This is a genomic window from Mycolicibacterium peregrinum (assembly GCF_001665625.1).
Taxonomy (GTDB): Bacteria; Actinomycetota; Actinomycetes; order Mycobacteriales; family Mycobacteriaceae; genus Mycobacterium; species Mycobacterium peregrinum_B.
Genome location: NZ_LZSY01000002.1, coordinates 48728 through 64491 on the forward strand (window position 1 = coordinate 48728; position 15764 = coordinate 64491).

Here is a 15764-nt window from a genome sequence, read left to right on the forward strand (position 1 = left end):
GACGGCTCACGGCAGCCCCGGCAACACCTTGTCGAGGGTCACCGGGAGCTCGCGGACCCGCACTCCGGTTGCATGGTGGACGGCGTTGACCACTGCGGCCGCGGTACCGACGATACCGATCTCGCCGGCGCCGCGGGACCCCATCGGGTTCAGGTGCTCCTCGACCTCGTCGAGCCAGATCGCTTCGATACCAGTCACATCCGCGTGGGCGCTGAAGTGATAGGACGCGAGATCCTGCGTGACCACATGACCGAACCGGATGTCACGCACACTCTCCTCGTGCAAGGCCATGGACAGGCCCATGGTCATCCCGCCGATCAGCTGTGAGCGCAGGGTCCGTGCGTTGATCGCCCGACCCACCGAGAAAACGCCGAGCATGCGTGGGATCCGGATCTCTCCGGTGTCGGAATTGACGTGGGCCTCGACGAAGTGTGCTCCGAACGACTGCACGGTGTACTTGTCCGCGTCGGGGTTCTGCGGCGCCTCGGCCTCCGCTGTCACACCGATGTGCGGGTGATCCCCGTGCTCGCGGCGAAACTGATTGGCCGCGGCGACGATTGCCGAACCCCACGACGTGATGCCCGACGAGCCGCCCGCCACCGAGGCCTGCGGTAGGTCGGAGTCACCGATCTGCAGATCGATTGCCTCGACGCCGCAACCGAGCGCGTCTGCGGCGATCTGGGCCAGAGCGGTCCATGTGCCGGTACCGATGTCGGCGGCACCGATCTGGACCGTATAGCGGCCTTGTCCGGTGTGGGTGACGCGGGCGGTGTTGCCTTCCATCGCCATCCCCGGGTACGTCGCTGCCGCCACGCCGGTTCCGATGAACCAATGGCCGGCCAGGCGTTTGGCGGGGCGGGGATCCCGCGGAGCCCAGTCGAACCGCTCGGCACCGAGCCTCAGGCACTCGACGAGGTGACGGCCCGACCACGGCTTGCCGGATTCGGGATCGACGTCGGGTTCGTTGCGTAAGCGCAGCTCGATCGGGTCCAGATGACAGGCGACCGCGAGCTCGTCCATCGCCACCTCCGCGGCGAACGTGCCAGGGCACTCACCCGGTGCCCGCATCCAGAACGGGACGGCAACGTCGAGTGCGGCCAGGCGGTGCGTCGTGCGCCGGTTGGGGCTGGCGTACATCTTGCGGGAGGTGACGGCGGTCTGTTCAGCGAACTCTTTGACGGTCGAGGTCTGTTCGATCACGTCGTGCACCAGTGCGGTCAGCCGGCCGCTCTTGTCCGCGCCGAGCCGCAGCCGTTGGATGGTCGGGGTGCGGTAGCCGACGAGGGCGAACATCTGCTGTCGGGTGAGCGCCAGTTTCACCGGGCGACCCCCGGACCGTTGGGCGGCCAACAGGGCCAGGACGTCGTGGGCATGGGGCGCGCCTTTCGACCCGAATCCGCCACCCACATGTGGTGCCACGACGCGCAGTTGCTCGGGCTCCAGGTCGAGCATCGGTGCCAGGGTCTTGCGCACGACGTGCACGCCTTGGGTCGAGTCGTACAGCGTCACCGCCGGGCGGCCGTCGCGCATCGCCCACTGCGCGACACATGCGTGGGGTTCCATCGGGTTGTTGTGCTCTATCGGAGTCCGGTACGTCGCGTCGACCGTCACCTCGGCCGCCGCCAGTGCCGCCTCGACGTCGCCTTCGTCGGTGTCGGCGGGAAATGACGGATTGACCGACTCGGGGGTGTACAGGCCCGGATGATGCGCGGTCAGTTCTGCGTCATGCGGTTCTCGCCGATACTCGACCCGCACCAGAGCGGCTGCCTCCCGGGCGATCTCAGCGGTCTCGGCGACCACCCCGCCGATGATCTGTCCGCGAAAATGCACCCGGTCGTCCTGCAGGATGGCCAGTTCACCGTCCGAGGTATCTGCCAGTGTCGGGGCGTCGAACACGGTCAGCAGGTCGAGGACCCCCTCCATGGCGAGGGCTGCGGTGACGTCCATGGCGGTCACCCGGCCACGTGCGATGGTGGCTTGGATCGGATGTAGATACGCCGGATGCTCGACCTGCTGCTCGAACGCGTAGCGGGCGGTACCGGTGACCTTGGCTCGGCCGTCGGCGCGGGCCAATGGCTTTCCGATTGCGTGTGGTTCGACGAGAGTCACGGCCGCCTCCGTTCTGTGAGCATGCGCAACTGCGCCATCATCGTGCGGCGGGCCAGGTCCACCTTGAACTCGTTGCCCGGCAGAGGTACCGCCTGCTTGAGTTCGGCGTCGGCCGCAGCGGCGAACGTCTCCGCAGAGGGCTGATCGCCGGTCAGAACCTGCTCGGCTCGCCGCGCCCGCCATGGTTTGTGCGCCACCCCGCCCAATGCGACTCGCGCCGAACCGATCTGGAACGTCGACGTGAAGGTCAGCTCCGCAGCGACCGACACCAACGCGAAGGCGTAGGACGCGCGGTCGCGGACCTTGCGGTAATCCGACACCGCCCCGCTCGGTGGCGCGGGCAACTCAACCGCGGTGATCAGCTCGCCGTGCCGCAGCACCGTGTCACGGTCCGGTTCGTCGCCGGGCAGCCGGTAGAACTCGTCGAGCGGGATCCGACGCTCGCCATCTCGGGTCTGCACCACCACCTGGGCATCGAGGGCACACATCGCCACTGCCATGTCCGAAGGGTGCACGGCCACGCAGTGCGGGGATGCTCCGAGGATGGCGTGGTAGCGCACGTAGCCGTCGAGCGCCGAGCAACCGGTGCCCGGAGATCGTTTGTTGCATGGCGTGGTGACATCTTGGAAGTACACGCACCTGGTTCGCTGCAGCAGGTTGCCGGCCGTGGTGGCGACGTTGCGTAACTGTCCGGACGCACCGGACAGCAAGGCCCGGGCCAGCATCGGATAGCGCGCGCGGATCACCGGGTCGGCCGCGAGATCGCTGTTGCGGACATTTGCGCCGATGCGAACGCCACCGTCTGCGGTGTGAACGGTCTCGGTCAGATCCAGCCGGCTGACGTCGACCAGGAGATCAGGTTGCGCGACACCGAGTTTCATGTGATCGACCAGGTTGGTGCCTCCAGCGAGAAACGCGCCGTGCGGGTGGTCGGCCAGCACAGCCACCGCATCGGCGGGACTCGCTGCACGGTGGTAGTCGAACGGCTTCATCGAGTCGCCGCCCGCCCGATCGCCGCGACGATGTTCGGATACGCGGCGCACCGGCAAAGGTTGCCGCTCATCCGTTCCCGGATCTCATCGTCGGTGAGCACCGGGCTGAGTTCGACATCGTCGGTGACGAAGCTGGGAGCTCCGGACTTGGCCTCGTCCAACATGCCGACCGCAGAACAGATCTGGCCGGGTGTGCAGTAGCCGCACTGGAAGGCGTCCTCCTCGTAGAAGGACTGCGCCACCGGGTGCAGTTGACCGTTCTGCTCGAGGCCGGCGGCTGTGGTGATCTGTGCCCCGTCGGCGGCAACGGCGAACGTCAGGCAAGTCGTGACGCGGCGTCCGTCGAGCAGCACCGTGCACGATCCGCACTGGCCGTGATCGCAACCCTTCTTGGGTGCCGTGACGCCCAGCCGTTCACGCAGCGCGTCCAGCAGTGTCATGCGGTTGTCGACCGTCAGATCACGACGGGTCCCGTCGACCTCGAGGGACAACTCGCTGTGATGACGATCGGGCTGGCTCACCGTCGCCGGGTACCCCGGCTGATGGTGGCCAAACGTGACGGCTCAGTGCCTGCTGCTCTGCCTGCTGGTCTGCGGAGTGGCCAGCACCGCGGCAATCCCCGTCGTCAACGGAACCGACAGCGCCAGGGCGATGCCACCCACCGCGGAGCGAGCGATCTCGATCGCCACACTCTCACCCGTCAGTACGTCGCCCAGCGACCGGTTGGCCACGCTGAACAACAGCAGCAGTGGCAAGGCGCTGCCGGCATAGGCCAGCACCAGCGTGTAGACCGTGCTGGCGATGTGGTCGCTGCCCACCCGCATGGCGCCCACGAAGATCGAGCGCCGGCTGCCACCGTGCTCGGCGAGCTCGAACACCGCCGAGGCCTGGGTGATGGTCACGTCGTTGAGCACACCCAGTGAGCCGATGATGAACCCGGCCAGTAGCAGTCCGGTGATGGACACGTTGCCCATATACGCCGCGACCTCGTTGTTCTGGTCCTCGGACAGTCCCGTCAGATGGGCCAATTCGATTGCCGCCCAGGACAGTATCGCCGCCAGCAACAGCGAGGTCAGAGTGCCCAGCAGGGCCGCGCTGGTGCGCAGGCTGACACCGTGGGCCAGATAGATCACCGCGTAGAGGATGGCCGCCGACGCCACCAGAGCCACTGGGATCGCCGGGGCACCGTCGCGCAGGGCAGGCAGCAGGAAGATCATCAGTACCGCGAACGCCACGACGATGCCGACAATGGCCCGCAGCCCGCGCCAGCGCGCCACCGCAACGATCACCACAGCGAACGCCACGGCCAGAGCGACGAGCGGCCAGGTGCGCTCGAAATCGAAGAACGCATAGGTCGTCGTGCCGGCCTCGTCGACCTGCCGGCTCACCCGAATGCTGTCTCCGGCAGCAAGATTCGGCTGCCCGGGGCCGGTGGTGAATTCGAGTAGCGTCTTGGCGCCCTTGTTCGGCCCGGAATCGATGGCAACCAGGTTCTGCACGCAGGTACCGCCGCCGGGTTCGGCGGGCCTCGGTGTCGACGTCAACACGCCTCCGGCCGACGGGCTGCCGCAATCGGCCAGAGTGCTGGACGTGACGTGCCCGGCCTCGGTGGTGACGGCACCGCCCGCAGCGTTCTGGAAGGGCAGCGGAATGTCGACCTTCTGGTGGCTGGGCCACAGCACCGCGGCGCCGATGAGCATCGCGAGACCGATGGCAATCAACAGGCCGACGACGATGCGGGCGGCCAGCGGGCCCAAGGGCGACGGACCGGCCAGAGAATGGGAGTGGGAATGCGTATGCGCCACCCGGACAGCGTAGAGGGGGTGGCTGTCGGGTTCCTGGCGTCCGCACCGGGCACTGCACGTCAGGCGGCGATACTGAGCGGGTGGGTAGGTGGTGGGTCTGGCTGCTGTGGGGTGGCCTGGCGTGCTGGTTGGTCGGGTTCTGGTGGCACTGGTCGAGAACATCGTGGTGGATCTTCGACATCCTGATGAACCCGCTCATGGGGGCGCTGTACTTGCTCGGGTTGGCCGCGGTGGTGGCCGCGGCGATAGGAGGCCGCCGTTGGGTGGTTCTCGCGACGGTGGCGCCGGTACTCGTCGTCGTCACCATAGTGGTGAACTCGACGTGGAAGGTAGCACCCCGAACGTGGTTCGCGATGCACCGGCCGTTGTTCGAGCGGGCACTGCAAACCGACCCCGGCAAGGAGTACTACGGGAACCAATTGCCTTGGACGCTGAGGTTTCTCGTAGCGGAGGGAAGAGTATCGGTCCGGGACGGAAGCCGCTTCTTCCCGCAGTGGATCGGCATTCCCGACGATGCCGGCGGCTACTTGTACGACCCCGTCGAGTCTCCCGAAGGGGTCGACATGTACGGCTTCATCTGCGCCGATCCGGTCGATCTCGGTGACGGCTGGTGGATGTGCGGGCTACGTGACAACGGGTGGTAGCAGGCCTTACTGGCGGTAGCCGGCCAGGAAGTTACCGAGACGCTCGATGGCCTGGGCCAGGTCACGCGACCACGGCAGGGTGACGATGCGTAGGTGATCCGGTGTGGGCCAGTTGAATCCCGTGCCCTGGGTCAACAGGATCTTCTCCTGCAGCAACAGGTCGAGCACCAGCTGCTCGTCGTCGTGGATGTCGTGCACCTCGGGGTCCAGGCGCGGGAACGCGTACAGCGCGCCCGACGGTTTCACGCAGGAAACTCCCGGGATTTCGTTGAGCTTGGTCCACGCGGTGTCACGTTGCTCGAGCAGCCGGCCGCCCGGCAACACCAGGTCGTCGATGCTCTGGTGGCCGCCGAGCGCCACCTGGATCGCATGCTGGGCAGGCACATTCGGGCACAGCCGCATGTTGGACAGCAGGCTGATGCCCTCGATGAAGCTGGTCGCATGCTCCTTGGGACCGGTGATGACCAGCCAGCCGGAGCGGTAACCCGCCACCCGGTAGGCCTTGGACAGCCCGTTGAACGTCAGGGTCAGCAGGTCGGGCGCCAGCGTTGCCAGCGAGATGTGCTTGGCGTCGTCGTAGAGGATCTTGTCGTAGATCTCGTCGGCCAACAGCAGGAGCTGGTGCTTGCGGGCCAGCTCCACCATCTGTTCCAGGGTTTCGCGGCTGTACACCGCGCCTGTGGGGTTGTTCGGGTTGATCACGACGAGCGCCTTGGTGCGCTCGGTGATCTTGGATTCGATATCGGCGACGTCGGGATTCCAGCCCTGGGTCTCGTCACACATGTAATGCACCGGGGTGCCGCCCGCGAGCGCGGTCGAGGCCGTCCACAGCGGGTAGTCCGGTGCGGGGATGAGCACCTGGTCGCCGTTGTCCAGCAGCGCCTGCAGGGTCATGGTGATGAGCTCGGAGACGCCGTTTCCCAGATAAACGTCTTCGATGTCGAACTTGGGAAAGCCCTCGACCAGCTCGTATCGGGTGAACACCGCCCGGCGTGCGCTGGCGATGCCCTTCGAGTCGGAATAGCCCTGCGCGTTCGGCAGCGCCTGGATCATGTCGCGCATGATCACGTCGGGCGCCTCGAAGCCGAACGGCGCGGGGTTGCCGATGTTCAGCTTGAGGATGCGGTGCCCTTCAGCTTCCAGCCGTGAGGCGTGCTCGTGTACCGGTCCACGGATCTCGTACAGGACGTCCTGCAGCTTCGTGGACTGGGCGAACGTACGCGGCTTCGGGTGCTGACCGGTCTGCCACGGCAACTGATGGGTAGTCACGTTCACCATGGTCTCATCACCGTCCACTGAATTTGGAATTTGCCCATGTGGTAGGTGGCCACCGCCACAATGCGCTGATTTGCCGAGGCGCGCCATCCGTGCCCGTTCCTGGCAGTCATATGCAAGCCGCCTGTGTGTTCGCTTGGGTGGCCGCGCACTGTCCCAGAACCTGCGCAACTATGGCTGGAACGCAAAAGGCCGATTATCTACCCAGGTCAGACGGTGTTTTCGTCGGCAACAAGTTCAACCAGATTGGCAATCCAGATGGCACGAATTACCAGCATCCTCCGAGTCAACACCTTGGCTGCGGTCCTCGGCGGCAGCGCCGTGGTCACAATGGGCGTCATCGCCGCCACCATGAGTGGAACACCGGAGGGCCCGGCCACCGTCGTCTCCGGCGGATCGATGACCCTCGGTGAGACCACGACCGTCACCTATACCGGCACGATCGCGCCGGCTGTGGCGGCGCCGGCGGTCAAGGCGCCACCCTATGGCGGTAGCGGCGGCTGATCGGCGCAGGCCTCCGCTGGATAGTCCGGTGGCGCACTGTGACGAGTGTGCAGGTTATCGCTCCGGCAGGTGTCGGACGGCGCAATAAGCTGCACACTCGTCACAGGGGCTGGGACAGGACATCAGGGGGCAGAACGCCGAACGGCCACCTCCTCGCGGAGATGGCCGTTCGGTGCGTTACGACGTGCTCAGCGCTTACCGGGACGCTTGGCGCCCGGCTTGATGCCAAGGCCCACGACCGGCGGTTCCGGCTTGGCGGGCTCGGCCGGCGCCTCGGCGGGCTTCTCAGCAGCCGGTTCCGGCGTCGGCTCGGCGGCGGGTGCAGCCGGGGCCGGGGTTGCCGGAGCAGCCGGAGCGGCTTTCTTGGCACCGGGACGACGTGCGCCCGCAGCGATGCCCAGACCCACGACCGGCGGTTCCGGCTTGGCCGGCTCAGCCGCCGCGGGAGCGGCAGCCGGCGCCTCTGCGGCGGGAGCTGCAGGAGCAGCCGACGCAGCAGGGGCCGCAGCCTTCTTGGCACCCGGACGCTTCGCGCCGGCCGCCATGCCCAGACCCTTCACCGGCGCCGCGGGAGCTGCCGGAGCGGCAGGCGCCTCGGCAGCCGGAGCGGCAGAGGCGGCAGGGGCCGCGGTCTTCTTGGCGCCGGGACGCTTGGCGCCTCCGGCGATGCCCAGGCCCTTGACCGGAGCTGCCGGAGCGGCGGCCTCGGCAGCCGGAGCTGCCGACGCAGCGGGAGCCGCGGTCTTCTTGGCGCCGGGACGCTTGGCGCCTCCGGCCATGCCCAGACCCTTGACCGGGGCCGCAGCTGCGGCCGGGGCTGCGGGAGCTTCGGCAGCGGGTGCTGCCTCAGCCGCCGGAGCTTCCTCGACCACCGGTGCCGGAGCCGGTGCCGCCGCTGCGGCCTTGGCCTCGGCTTCCGCGCGTGCCTCGGCTCGCTTTTCGGATTCCTTTGCCGCCGTGCCCTTCTCGGGCAGCGTGATGCCGCTCTTGTCCAGCGAGTTCAGCAGCAGCTGAGCCACGTCGAGCACTTCGGCCTTCTCGACGTTGCGCGCCGCGGCCACGTCGTCGACACCGTCGGTGATCATCACGCGGCAGAACGGGCAGCCGGTCGCGATGGTCGAGGCGGTGTCCATCGCCTCTTCGGTGCGCTCCACGTTCACGCGCTTGCCGATGTGCTCTTCCATCCACATCCGCGCGCCACCGGCACCACAGCACAGGCCGCGGTCGGCGTGGCGGGGCATTTCCTTGAGCGTCACGCCGGAGGCCTCGACCAGCTCACGCGGAGCCTCGTAGACCTTGTTGTGACGACCAAGGAAGCACGGGTCGTGGTAGGTGACCTCGGGGCCGCCGGTGGACTTGACCGGCACCAGCTTCTTGTCCCGGACCAGGCGGTTCAACAGCTGCGTGTGGTGCACGACGGTGTAGTTGGCGCCCAGCTGCGGGTACTCGCGGCCGATCGTGTTGAAGCAGTGCGGGCAGGTGACGATGATCTTGCGGTCGACCGTCTCGACACCCTCGAACAGCTCGTTGATGGTCTCGACGTTCTGCGCGGCCAGCTGCTGGAACAGGAACTCGTTGCCGGAGCGGCGGGCCGAGTCACCCGTGCAGGTCTCGCCGGTGCCGAGCACCAGGAACTTCACGCCCGAGGCGGCCAGCAGCTCGGCGACGGCCTTCGTGGTCTTCTTGGCCCGGTCCTCGTAGGCGCCGGCACAGCCGACCCAGAACAGGTACTCGAAGCCGTCGAAGCTCTCGACATCCTCGCCGTAGACCGGGACGTCGAAGTCGACCTCGTCGATCCAGTTGGTGCGGTCCTTGGCGTTCTGGCCCCAGGGGTTGCCCTTGGTCTCCAGGTTCTTGAACAGCACACCGAGCTCACCGGGGAACTCCGACTCGACCATGACCTGGTAGCGGCGCATGTCGACGATGTGGTCGATGTGCTCGATGTCCACCGGGCACTGCTCGACGCAGGCGCCGCAGTTGGTGCAGGACCACAGCACGTCGGGATCGATCACGCCGCCCTGCTCAGCGGTGCCGACCAGCGGGCGCAGTGCCTGCTCGGGGCCGGAACCCTCGATGCGGGCGAAGCCGTCCTCAGGAACCCCGTGCCCATGCAGGCTGTCGCCCAGCTTGGCGAAGTCGACCGAACCCTCTTCGGGCATCGGCTTGCCCTCGATGATGTATGGAGCCTTCGCGAACAGGTGATCGCGGAGGTTCATCATCACGAGCTTGGGAGACAGCGGCTTGCCGGTGTTCCAGGCCGGGCACTGCGACTGGCAGCGACCGCACTCGGTACAGGTCGCCATGTCGAGGTTGGCCTTCCAGGTGAAGTCCTCGATGCGGCCCTTGCCGAACACCGCGTCTTCGGCGGGATCCTCGAAGTCGATCTTGTCGCCCTTGTATTCCATCGGCAGCAGCGGGCCGAGGCCGTCGGGCAGGCGCTTGAAGGTGACGTTGATCGGGGCCAGACCGATGTGCAGGTGCTTGGAGTGCAGCACGATCAGCAGGAAGGCCAGCATGACGCCGAGGTGGGCGAGCAGCGCGATGGTCTCGAGCCACACGTTGGCGGTGTGGCCAAGCGGAGCCAGGAGTGCGGCCATGCCGTCGGAGAAGAAGGCGCCGGACTGGTACGGGAAGTTCTCGCCCAGGACGTTGACGGCAGCACCGCGGAAGATCGCGTAGGTCAGGATGACCAGGAAGATCATGATCAGAATCGTCCAGGCGCCGCCGTTGTGCGAGCCGTAGAAGCGGGACTCGCGACCCAGCTGCTCGGGGTTCTTACGGATGCGGATGATCGCGAAGACGATGATGCCGGCCAGCACGGCGACGGCGAAGAAGTCCTGCAGGAAGCCCAGCACGGCCCAGCGGCCGACGAACGGAATGTGGAACTCGGGGTTGAACAGCACCCCGTAGGCCTCGAGATACACCGTGGCGAGGACGAAGAAGCCCCACATGGTGAAGAAGTGCGCAAGGCCAGGGATGGACCACTTCAGCAGCTTCGACTGCGCGAAGACTTCTTTGTTCTGGTTCAGGAAACGCTGGACGAGATGGTCCTTGCGGCCACGCTCGTCGCCGACCTTCTGTCCCGAGCTGATCAGCTTGGTCAGCCACAGCACGCGCTTGCCGGCGAACACCAGCACGACGAGCGTTGCGAGCACACCGAGAATCAGTCGCGACACAACCAGTGTGTGTTCGAGACTCTCCACAGAAACGCCTCCATTCGGATGTTACCCGTGAGTAACTTGGGCATAGTTACCCGTCAGTAACTTAGCTTCCTTCAGCTCATAGTGACATTTCGGTGTTTCCCACCGCTACCGAGGCTTACCTAACTTTGAGGTCACTGTGGTATGGATCTCAGCCCTGCGGAGCCAGCATCGCCCTCAGCATCGACAACATCTCCGTGCGCGACTCGGCGCCGAGGCGCCGCCGGATGCGCGCCACATGGTGCTCGACGGTCTTCGCCGAGATGAACAACTGACTGCCGATGTCGCGGTAGGGCATGCCGAGCAGCAGCAGTTCGGCCACCTCACGTTCGCGGTCGGACAGCTTGGTCGACGACGGAGCCGGCGCCCGGGGTGCGGCGCCGGGCGGAGGGGCCGAGACGACTTCGACGTCCTCCACGGCACTGGTCTGCTTGAGGTCGCGGGCCAGTTGCAGCATCGCCTGGGACACCCGGGCATCCGGGGTCTGCAGTGCGGCCTGGCTGGCCAGCCGGGTGCCGTCCCAGGTCAGGCCGAACTGCGACAGCCCACGTGCCGCGGTCGTGACCTCGTCGGTGTCGACGTGATTGGCCAGCACCCGCAGCCAGATGCGCCCGGCATTGGCCAGCGCGCGGGCGAACGCGCTGTGACCGGCCGCCGCGGTCAGTGCCTGTCCGTGCGGAGCAACGGCTCCCGGCGAGTTGGCCAGGATCCCGGCGTGCACACCGGCCCAGTGCAGCGGCACCGACCACAACACCGGATTGCCGAGTGCCGCGAGCAGGCTCCACGCCTCGGACAGCGTGTGTTCCAGGCGGTCGACCTGACGCATCCTGGCCCCGGCCACCCACAACTCACCGAGCGGCAGCAGCGAGAACAGGTCGATCGAATACTCGGCGAGCACCTCGACCGCGGTAAACCAGTGCTTCTGGACGGCGCCGCTGTCTCCACTTCGCCGGGCGATCGCGGTACGCAGCGCCGCCGCCCACAACGCGTCGCGACGGTGCAGATCCTCACCCGCTTCGGCGGCGGCAGCATCCGCGCCGGCCGCGCCGAGCTGGCCATCCTGCATCTTCACCCAGCCCAACAGCAGCCGGTGGCGCGCCGCGCTGAACGCCTCGTCGCCGCTGCCGGCTCGCACCGCCCGGCTGATCACGCTGCGTGCCCGCACCGAGTCACCGCCGTGCAGGGCGGCCAACGTCACGAGAGCAGCCGGGGTATCGGGGGCGACGCCGCCGGCCTGATATTCCGCGGTGACCGCCTGCCCCAGCCGGGCCACGGTCACGGCGAACGGCTGATCCAACGACAGCACCAGGCCTTCGGCCAGGTTGCGTGCCGCCCGCGCTGTCGAGGTGGGTGGTCCGGCCACCTCCGAGTTCGACGACGCCCGCGCCGCGTCGGCGTCACCCGCGGCAAGAAAAGAGGTCGCGGCGGCCGAGCTGATCAAAGTGTCCGGATAGGGGCCGAGCCACTGGAACAGGTCGGCGGCCTGGGCTGCGCCGCCGTCGTGCATGGCGACGCTGGCCGCGACCCGCACCGCGGTGGCGCGTTCGGAGGGGTCCTCGGATCCGAGCAGCTCATCGGCCATGCGGGCCGCGGTGGTGCAGTCTCCGGCCAACGCCAGTGCGTCGGCCAGTCGGGTGCTCACCGCGGCGGCCCCGGCTGTGACCGCGGCGCGGTAGAGCCGAGCCGCCCGCGCCGGCCGGGCGCGATTGTGGGCGGCGTGCTCGGCCAGCGCCTCGGCCAGCCGGTCATCGCGTAGTCCGTGCTCGGCCAGACGTACCGCGAGGTCGGCAGACAGGGTCGACAGTTCGAGTTGCGAAGTGAGCAGGGAGGTTTCGATCTCATGGTGGCGGGCGGCGCCGGCGATCTGGGCGAGCGATTCGTGTACCAACCGGACGAACCGCCGGTCGTGAGACGGCTCTACCAAGCCGCCGGCGCGGGCCCGATCCACCAGTGCCGACGCCTCGGCGCCGGTCAACCGCAGTGCTGCCGCGACGTCGTCGGGGCCGAGATCGTGGCTCAGTGACAGGATCAGCAGCGCATCGCGGGTGGCGTCGTCAACCAGTCGTAATCGGTGCAGCAGTGCGAACTTTGCCGCATCGGCCGGGGCCTCGACCGCATCTGCCGCTGCCCGCAACAGAAACGGCAAACCGGCGGTCGCGGCCAGCACCGATCTCACGGTTTCCACGGTCGCCGGTGATCCCAGCGCCGCGGTCAGCACCCGGCCCACCTCGGCTGCCGGCAGAGGGCCGAGCCGCAGTACCGGGTTCTCCCGCTCCAGAGCGGTGGCCAACGCGTGCAACGGCGGGCGGTGGGTCAACGGCTCACACGCCACCACCACCGTCGCCGAAGGATCCGCGACTTTCTCTGCAAGGCAATCGATTTCGGCGTCGCTCAGCTGGTCTGCATCGTCGACGACAAATGCCGCCTCGGCGGCATCGCCCGGTCGGGGAGCGCGGGTCAGTACGGTACGGCCGGCCTCGCGCAGTGCGCCACGGATCTCGGCGAGCACCGTGCTCTTACCGGTTCCGATGCCGCCGGACAGCAGCAGCTTCACCGGCGCGGCCGGGTCGGCCAGCACCGCACCGATCGCCGTCCGGGCAGCCAACGGGAGCTCCGGAACGGGTTCCGGTGCCGGGGCGGTCATCAGCGCCGACCTACGCTCCGCCGCCTGGGGCCTCCGCTGCCGCAGTGGTGGTAACCGGCGGCTGGGTGGTGGTCGGCGGCTTCGTCGTCGTCGGAGGCTGCGTGGTCGTCGTCGGCGGTTGCGTCGTCGTGGTTGTTGTCGGCGGCGTCGTGGTCGTTGTGGTGGTCGTCGTTGTCGTGGTGGTTGTGGTCGGGCTGGTCGTCGTGGTGGTTTCCGGCGCGGACGTCGTCGTCTCCGGCGGCGGCGGTGGCGGGACGACGACGGTGGTGGTCTTGACCCCGTCGGGCCCCTCGGTCACGGTCGTGATCGGCTCGGGCGGCGGCCCCTCCGGGGACGGCCCCATCGAGTAGGTGGTGCTGGTCTCGGTGAGCGGGGTGGAATCCCCCTCGGAACTGGTCAACGTCACCGCGAGGCCGCCTGCGGCCAGCAGTACAGCCGCAGCCGCGGCCCCGAACAGGATCCCCGGACGTCTGTACCAGGGCAGCGGCGCCGGTTCGGCGTCGAACATCTCCTCTTCATGACTGAACTGGACGGGTGGCCGCGCCGCGGTCGTGCCCGGCGCGGTTTCGTACTCGCCGCCCGCATAGGGCACCGGTTCATTTCCGGGTGCATCGTCCTGCGACCAGGCCAGGGCACTCCCCGCATCCCCGTCGTCGGCCGACGGTTGCGCCATGGTGGCGCCCGCCGCCCAGGCAGCCGGTCCGAGGCTGGTGGGAGCCATGCCGGTGGGAGCATCGGCAGCCGCCACCTCGGGGGCCATGCCGGTCGGTGCAGCGGCGTCGATGACGCGCTCGGCGACGAGAGCGGCCCCCAGGGCCACATCGAGTTGCGGTCGCTGGGTTGTCACCACCGGGGCGCGCAACCGCTCGGACAGTCGCTGGGTCACCAGGGGGATCGCCGCTCCGCCGCCGACGGTGGCGACCGCGGTCACACTCGACAGCGCAATGTTGTTGCGCTGCAACGTGTCTTCAACGGCGTCCAACAGGCCGGCCAGTGGCGCGGACATGAGTTGCTCTAGTTCTGGGCGGGTCACTCGGACGTCGGAGTTGAACCCCGGCAGTTCGGTGGGAATCGCTGTCGCGGTGTCGGCAGACAACCGCTCCTTGGCCTGACGGCATTCGGCCCGAAGCTTTGCCAGAGAACCGACCGCCGCGGTACCGGCCGGGTCGGAATCGTTGGCCGTCGCGATCCCGCTGAGCACGTGGTTGAGCAGCGCCTGGTCGATCTGATCGCCCGAGAAGTCCGGATAACGGAAAGTCGGTGCGATCGTGGCGAAATTGGCGCCGGCGTCGGCCAGCGTCACGCTCGTCCCGCTGCCGCCGAAATCGCACAACACCACGACGCCGTCGGCGGGTAACCCCGGATCGGCCTGCAGCGCCGCCAGCGCGGTCAAGGAGTCGGGCACCAGTCCCGGCGGCACACCAGTCGGTGACAGCGCGGGCTTGTTGCGCAGTGCGCCACGTAAGGCGCCCACGGTGCTGGGACCCCAGTGCGCAGGTACCGCGATCACCACGGGCGCACCACCGCCGGCGGTGCGGGCCATGACGTCCAGTGCCTCGGCCAGTACCAGTTCACCTCGGTGCTGGGACCCGTCGGCCGCGACAAGGGGAACCGGGTCGCCGACGCGCTCCACGAAGCCGGCCAGCGGCAACCCGCTGCCGGTGTACTCGCCGACGTCCGGCGCCCGGTCGTTGTGCAGCGTGAAAATCGATCGGCGGATCACCGGTTGGCGGCCTTCGCGGGCTGCCACCAGGTTGGTCATCCCGATCGACAACCCCAGTGAGTCGGTCATCAGGCGTCACTCCTGTTGTCTCGGCCGACCCTCACCCTAACCGCTGAGGCATCCAGGGCTCGGCATTGTTCCCCTAGTGGCGTCAATCCCCTAATGTCCACCCCCCTAATGGCGGGTGGGCGGGGGTGGGCTCGGCACCGATCCCAGCACCCCCACAGCTGGCTAGCATTCGAAGCGAACCGTTGAGGAGGTGGAGCATGGCGAACACATTGCTGGACTTTGTGATGTCGCTGGTGCGCGACCCTGACGCTGCTGCCCACTATGCCGCCGATCCGGCGCAGGCCATCGCCGACGCGCATCTGACCGATGTGACCAGCGCGGACGTCAACAATCTGATTCCCGTCGTGTCGGAGTCGTTGTCGACATCCGGCGGTGGCGGCGCATTCGGTGACCTGGGTGCCGCCGACCCGGGCGGCAACGTCTGGGCCAGTGGCGCGGCCACGGCGGCGTTCGACGCCTTCGGCGATCACGTGCCGGTCGATGCCCCCAACCATGCCTGGGATACGACGGCGGGGCAGGTGATCGACCAGTCGGGCTCACTGGACCATCTGGTGTCCACCGGGCCGGTCATCGACGACATCGGCGTCCTTCAGCAGCCGCTCGAAGACGTATCGCTACAGCTCAACGAGCCGGTCATCGAGGATGTGCCGGTCGCCGATCCGGTATCGGATGCCGTGTGGGATCACCACGTCGTCGACACCGAGCATCACACCGACGACCCGGGCGGCTTCGATATTTTCGACTGAAGCCCCCGGACCTTCCAATAAGCGCGCGACCGCATGGGTCGCGCGCTTATACA

Annotated in this window: 11 protein-coding genes; 3 read left to right on the forward strand and 8 right to left on the reverse strand. The window is 67.8% G+C overall.

All coding sequences use genetic code 11. The annotated features are described in order from the left end of the window. Positions 1-6: 6 nt before the first annotated feature. From A5779_RS00240 to A5779_RS00255, 4 genes are read right to left on the reverse strand one after another with little or no spacing between them, the layout of a single operon-like run. Positions 7-2109: a xanthine dehydrogenase family protein molybdopterin-binding subunit gene (locus A5779_RS00240; protein ID WP_064877809.1), complete on the reverse strand. Its 2103-nt coding sequence runs from the start codon at positions 2107-2109 to the stop codon at positions 7-9. Then, positions 2106-3101: an FAD binding domain-containing protein gene (locus A5779_RS00245; protein ID WP_064877811.1), complete on the reverse strand. Its 996-nt coding sequence runs from the start codon at positions 3099-3101 to the stop codon at positions 2106-2108. Before A5779_RS00245 ends, A5779_RS00240 begins: the two co-directional genes overlap by 4 nt. Further along, positions 3098-3622: a 2Fe-2S iron-sulfur cluster-binding protein gene (locus tag A5779_RS00250; RefSeq protein ID WP_064877813.1), complete on the reverse strand. Its 525-nt coding sequence runs from the start codon at positions 3620-3622 to the stop codon at positions 3098-3100. The genes A5779_RS00245 and A5779_RS00250 overlap by 4 nt, the downstream gene beginning before the upstream one ends. Before the next feature lie 42 nt (positions 3623-3664). Beyond that, entirely contained in the window at positions 3665-4906 is a 1242-nt protein-coding gene (locus A5779_RS00255) for a YibE/F family protein (protein WP_064877815.1), read from the reverse strand. 80 nt (positions 4907-4986) lie between these two features. Here A5779_RS00255 and A5779_RS00260 point away from each other — a divergent pair, with 80 nt between their 5' ends. Then, positions 4987-5550, forward strand: a complete 564-nt coding sequence (locus tag A5779_RS00260) for a hypothetical protein (protein WP_064877817.1) — start codon at positions 4987-4989, stop codon at positions 5548-5550. A gap of 6 nt (positions 5551-5556) precedes the next feature. Here the strand turns inward: A5779_RS00260 and A5779_RS00265 are convergent, their stop codons facing one another. Continuing rightward, the gene (locus tag A5779_RS00265; protein ID WP_064877819.1) at positions 5557-6846 is read right to left on the reverse strand and encodes a pyridoxal phosphate-dependent aminotransferase; all 1290 of its coding nucleotides are present in this window, start codon (positions 6844-6846) and stop codon (positions 5557-5559) included. Between the two features lie 237 nt (positions 6847-7083). Here A5779_RS00265 and A5779_RS00270 point away from each other — a divergent pair, with 237 nt between their 5' ends. Next, positions 7084-7329 (forward strand): hypothetical protein, encoded by a 246-nt coding sequence (locus tag A5779_RS00270; RefSeq protein WP_064877821.1) that lies wholly within the window; start codon positions 7084-7086, stop codon positions 7327-7329. A gap of 188 nt (positions 7330-7517) precedes the next feature. Here A5779_RS00270 and A5779_RS00275 read toward each other — a convergent pair whose 3' ends face one another. The 3 genes from A5779_RS00275 to A5779_RS00285 form a co-directional block, all read right to left on the reverse strand. Then, entirely contained in the window at positions 7518-10505 is a 2988-nt protein-coding gene (locus A5779_RS00275) for a heterodisulfide reductase-related iron-sulfur binding cluster (protein ID WP_236734598.1), read from the reverse strand. Positions 10506-10680: 175 nt separating this feature from the next. Beyond that, positions 10681-13173, reverse strand: coding sequence for an isoniazid response ATPase/transcriptional regulator IniR (gene iniR, locus A5779_RS00280; protein WP_064877825.1), 2493 nt, complete (start codon positions 13171-13173; stop codon positions 10681-10683). A gap of 10 nt (positions 13174-13183) precedes the next feature. Further along, complete coding sequence (locus A5779_RS00285; protein ID WP_064877827.1) at positions 13184-14965, reverse strand: Hsp70 family protein; 1782 nt, start codon at positions 14963-14965, stop codon at positions 13184-13186. Positions 14966-15162: 197 nt separating this feature from the next. On the opposite strand from A5779_RS00285, the gene A5779_RS00290 reads away from it, so the two are divergent. Then, entirely contained in the window at positions 15163-15711 is a 549-nt protein-coding gene (locus A5779_RS00290; RefSeq protein ID WP_064877829.1) for an Rv0340 family IniB-related protein, read from the forward strand. Positions 15712-15764 lie beyond the last annotated feature (53 nt).

Bases quoted from the DNA above. Each gene is read 5' to 3' on its own strand.
- A5779_RS00285 (WP_064877827.1), bottom strand. From the start codon at position 14,965: ATGACCGACTCACTGGGGTTGTCGATCGGGATGACCAACCTGGTGGCA.
- iniR (WP_064877825.1), bottom strand. From the start codon at position 13,173: ATGACCGCCCCGGCACCGGAACCCGTTCCGGAGCTCCCGTTGGCTGCC.
- A5779_RS00245 (WP_064877811.1), bottom strand. From the start codon at position 3,101: ATGAAGCCGTTCGACTACCACCGTGCAGCGAGTCCCGCCGATGCGGTG.
- A5779_RS00290 (WP_064877829.1), top strand. From the start codon at position 15,163: ATGGCGAACACATTGCTGGACTTTGTGATGTCGCTGGTGCGCGACCCT.
- A5779_RS00270 (WP_064877821.1), top strand. From the start codon at position 7,084: ATGGCACGAATTACCAGCATCCTCCGAGTCAACACCTTGGCTGCGGTC.